Annotated in this window: 3 protein-coding genes; all 3 read left to right on the top strand. The window is 39.2% G+C overall.

Annotation, left to right across the window (positions count from 1 at the left end; translation table 11 throughout):
- Positions 1-752: 752 nt before the first annotated feature.
- The 3 genes from MSG38_RS23845 (at position 753) to MSG38_RS23835 (ending at position 4,413) form a co-directional block, all read left to right on the top strand.
- Entirely contained in the window at positions 753-1,958 is a 1,206-nt protein-coding gene (locus MSG38_RS23845) for an acetate/propionate family kinase (protein ID WP_248402789.1), read from the top strand.
- A gap of 251 nt (positions 1,959-2,209) precedes the next feature.
- The gene (locus MSG38_RS23840) at positions 2,210-4,072 is read left to right on the top strand and encodes a recombinase family protein (protein ID WP_248402788.1); all 1,863 of its coding nucleotides are present in this window, start codon (positions 2,210-2,212) and stop codon (positions 4,070-4,072) included.
- A 110-nt stretch (positions 4,073-4,182) separates the two neighbouring features.
- Positions 4,183-4,413: a hypothetical protein gene (locus MSG38_RS23835; RefSeq protein WP_248402787.1), complete on the top strand. Its 231-nt coding sequence runs from the start codon at positions 4,183-4,185 to the stop codon at positions 4,411-4,413.
- Positions 4,414-4,922: the final 509 nt, after the last annotated feature.

Below are 4,922 nucleotides of genomic sequence, written 5' to 3'. Positions count from 1 at the left end.
ACTCCGATAGAATATCGAACTCAGGCCTTGAAAGCCGCTTAACAGAAATGTCCAACTTTATGGGGTCACTTCATAATGCTCGGCTTTTTTGTGCCTGCTATTTGAACTTAAGCTTTGGCTGGTTCGATATATGCAGCCAGCTTACTTTGATCAAGCTTCGTCCCTGTAACTATGCTTCGTCCATGTAATTAGACATCGCGCCTAGAACTAATGTTAGTGCCTAAACTTAGCTGTATCGCGTTCTAAGCCTATACTGAAAGAACGTGCTACAAGATTACTAAAACAAAGTGTGAAGGCTATCTAAGCGACGTTACAGTGCATCTATTTGTAGAGTTGTGCTCGAAGGCAATCAAATCACTACTTTCAATTCCAGTGAGCTTTTTGATGCAAACACTGAGCAATTGAGAAATCGAGCAAAAAGTTATCGGTAATGATAAGCAGACGAAAGGGAAGGGTGGTTGTTTTCTAAGCGGATTACCCGCATTCGTTCGAGTCGCTCTAATTAACTGAATCAAGTTAAAAATAACGTGAGCACTCGTTTGCGTCACCTGTTCATTAATTTTCTTATTCAACTATTTTTTAATTTCGCTCTCGAAATAAATAATTTGATGACTAAGATCAACTTAATTGTGTTCATTTAGTGATTTTTTCAAAACAAAAGTTGAAAGATTCAAAAATTATTGAATAATGGGCTTAACTAAAATTGAAGTAAACACTTCATCCAATTCGTACTGAAACAGGATCCATATCCAATGTCTAATTCGTTTGTTCTGGTTATTAACTCGGGTAGTTCATCCCTAAAATTTGCTGTAATCGATTCTGTTTCTGGTGAAGCAGTATTAAGTGGCCTAGGGGAGTGTTTTGGTCTTGAAGATGCTCGTATGAGCTGGAAATATCAAGGCGAGAAAACTGAAATTGCCATTCAAGGCGAAGATAACCACCACAAAATTGCCATTGGCAAATTGGTTGGCCTGATGGAAGATCTAGGCTTCACTGCTGATATCGTGGCTATCGGTCACCGTATCGTTCACGGTGGTGAGAAGTTCACTCAAACCGTTCGTATTACTGAAGAAGTAACGAACGAAATTGAAAGCCTATCTGACCTAGCTCCACTTCATAACCCTGCAGGTGCTGTCGGCATCCGTGCTGCGATTGAAGCTTTTCCTTCTCTACCTCAATTTGCTGTATTTGATACGGCTTTCCACCAAACAATGCCACAACGTGCATTCACTGGTGCAATCGCAAAAGAGCTATACACAGACTTCGGCGTACGTCGTTACGGTTTCCACGGTACGAGCCACTACTTCGTGAGTCGTGAAGCTGCGAAAATGGTAAACAAGCCTATCGAAAAATCTAGCTTCATCTCTGTTCACCTAGGTAACGGCGCATCTGTCTGTGCAATCAAAGACGGTAACAGTGTTGATACTTCAATGGGCTTCACACCACTTTCTGGCCTTATGATGGGCACACGTTGTGGTGACTTAGACCCAGGCATCATCGAATACCTACTTAAGAAAGGCTGGTCACAAGAGCAAGTATTTAACTCTCTAAACAAGGAGTCTGGCTTCCTTGGCGTGTCTGGTCTTACGAGCGATGCTCGTGGCATCTTAGAAGCAATGGAAGAGGGCCATGAAGGCGCTAAGCTTGCGTTTGAGGTGTTTACTTACCGCGTATCAAAATACATTGCTTCTTACCTTGCAACGTTAGACTCTTTAGACGGCATCATCTTCACTGGTGGTATCGGTGAGAACTCTCTACCAATTCGTCGTGAAATCCTAAACAACCTTAAGATTCTAGGTTTCGTTGAAGATGTAGCAGGTAACGAATCTGCTCGCTTTGGTGCTGAAGGCATCATCGCTAAGTCTGAAATGTTAGACGCAGTAGCAATGGTTATCCCAACCAATGAAGAGTTAGTTATAGTACGACAATCAGTTGCTCTGCTACATAAAGAAAAGTAATTGTTCGAAATATTAGATTTAAGCCGCTGATTATCAGCGGCTTTTTTTTTCATCTAGGTTTGGTTTGAAGTAATTACTAATCGATCATTATTCTGTGAAAACAGTTCTAACGTGCATGTTTATTCAATTTTGCGAAAATATTAAGTTGCTTAATATTTTTAAGTTATTGTTTTTGTTGGTTTAATTTTGATTATTGCTTGATGTGTTACCTGCTATTTGTTTTAATGTATTCAAATTAGTTGGAGAGAGAAATGAAAAGTGAACTAACAAACCAAGCAAATACACCGTTACAAACACTTCCTGCGTACATCTACTCAAGAGTGAGTAAAGTTATACAAGCAGAAGAAGGGCAGGGCATTAGCCGTCAAATTGATAGAGCAAATCAATTCATCGATATGACTAATAAAAGGCGTGCTAGGGATAATCAACCGACTTACAAGGTGGTCGATGATCTGATTATCGATAAGGGACTTTCGGCATATATAGGTGCTAATACTGCTGAGAATGCAGGACTAGGAGCGTTTCTAGAAGGAGTCAAGTCAGGAAGAATTCCGCCAAAGTCATTGTTAGTCGTTGAAGCGGTAGACAGAATTAGTCGCTTAGAACCTAACAAAGCTCGCAAAATCTTTATGGAGCTTGCTGAATACAAGATTGATGTTGCAATTACAAAATTTAACTTGATTGTTTACCATGATAATTCAAATGATTTTGCCAGTGACTTACTGCTCACTGTTGGTTTTCATTTAGCACATCTAGAAAGTCAGCAAAAATCAGAACGTATCAAGGCATCTTTTGAGCTTAAGAGAAAAGCTGAGGATGAAGGTGGTGAAAAGCGTACGTCAATATGTCCTGCTTGGATGAACCTGAGTAGTTGTAAAACTAAATTTGTATTAAAACAGCCTGAAGCAAGCGTTCTCAAGCGAATATTCTCGATGAAGCTAGGAGCTAACATTGGTTCAAACCGAATTGCTCAAATTTTGAACTCTGAAGGGATTCCGTCTTTTACAGGAGGTGAATGGTACTCAGAGATCGTTTTAAAGTATTTAAAAATGATACAAACATACGGGGCTTTTCAGCCCACGAATGATGACTATAGTACGGGGAAGCGTGTAAAAGTGCCTTCTGGTCCTTGTAAGGAGAACTACTATCCAAGCGTGGTGACTAAAGATGAATTTGATAGAGTGCAAGCAAGTTTAAGACGTTCCACTAAAGGGCAAGCTTCTCCAAAATATAGAAACTTGTATTCTGGTTTGACCAAGTGCGTGTATTGCGGAGGTCCACTCTCATACTCAAAGCCAAACAGAGGAAAACCGAAACTACGTTGTAGAAACTCAATCAACAAGCAGTGCAACCTAGGTTCGGTTGGCAATTTTGATTACCAACAAATTGAAACGCTTCTACTTAAAAGCTTTTCAAGTTTTGATTTTCGAAATCTGAATTACGAAAGTCCAGATCAGCGCCTACAGTATCTGGAAAGTGAAATTGAACGTTATTCAAACGAGTTAGATGAACTAGAAAAAGAAATTGATGAAGAACAGAGTTCTCGTTTGCGAAGACGTTTATCTGTTAAATTCAATGAGAAAGAGATAGCGCTTGATACCCTTATTGAAAAGCGCACAGAACTATATAGCTTACAAACTGTTCCCGAAATAAGTGAGCTATTACCTGAGTTAGAGTCTCTAGAAAGTCGAGCTAAGTATAACAAGCATATTTCAAGCTTTGTCGAATATGTAATTGTTGCGCATCACTGCCTCTATATTAAATTTAAGGGCAATTTAGGTACGATCCAGCTCAGTTACGCTGATAAACACTATAAAAAGCATAAGAGTGGCTTTTTGACGGGAGCTGAGATTATTGAAGCTAAAGTGATCAAGCGGATCGACTTAGAAGAGAATGAAGTGTTTCAAGTAGATGTTGATCGATTCGTTGAAGAACGAAACCAAAAGTTTGCGAAGCTGGGCGTAAAGGCAATAGCACCCCAAGATAACGACCTATTAGCAAGCCTCAGGTTTGTGCATAGCGTCATGCGAGAGAATGATTTTCGCAACACAAACGCAGGGGTTGTTGGTCACATGCTTGATATAGCTGAGAAAATAGCGCTTCAGCAAGTCTAGAATCTAAAATATAAACAGGCTTTCAAGCTTACACTTTCAGTGTTGTGCTAGCAGAAGCATATAGAACAATGATAAAACCCAAAACGATAATAAGAATAAAGGTTAAATATATGAATTACATAGTAGAGTTGATAGAAGATTGCTATCGAGATGCAGGATATGATGAGGGCTACATTCGCTCAAAAATCTCTAAAATGAAAGATGATGACTCAAAGTATCATACGTTAGTGCTGAGAGGGGCAAATCTAGATATGCAAAATAGAGAACGCTTGGCTCAGAAAATGAACGTTGAGCCAAGAGCGTTGAGCTTTGTAATAGATTTTCTCGCTCACCGAGTGTGAATGGGTTATTGAAGAATTAGCGACCTAGTATATAATTCCGTGCCTCTGACTGGGTGATATGTAACGACTAATGTTTGATCTTACACATTAAATCGTAAGGCACGGTTGGGTCGTGTAGATAAATTGCTAGCTCTGAGAGTCAAAATTGTCGGATAGATGGCACCTGTTGCTAAGTGCCTCCCTATTCAAACGTATGTGCAATTTTCACTACATACTTCTCAAGCATCCAGTAAACAAATTACCTGTGAACTACGTTGTGAATTCTGAGGTTTTAACACCCTTAACTGTTAATGTGTCACTTCAATTAACCTATTTGAGTGGATAGGTTAAAAAAACACAAAAAAATTAACCTATCTTAAGTTGGGCAATCTAAATACTTGGCAATAAAGTAATCTTGATATGATACTTATTGCTTTTAGTGGTTTACTTTTCGACCCTGTAAATAATTCTGTGTAACTGTCAGGGTTACATATATTCAGTGAGTCGGTCTTCGAACATAATCATAAAGC

It is taken from the genome of Vibrio sp. 1CM24A (assembly GCF_023161725.1).
Classification (GTDB): domain Bacteria; phylum Pseudomonadota; class Gammaproteobacteria; order Enterobacterales; family Vibrionaceae; genus Vibrio; species Vibrio coralliirubri.
Note: the sequence above shows the minus strand (reverse complement) of the source record. Positions and strands in the feature narration are given on the sequence as shown.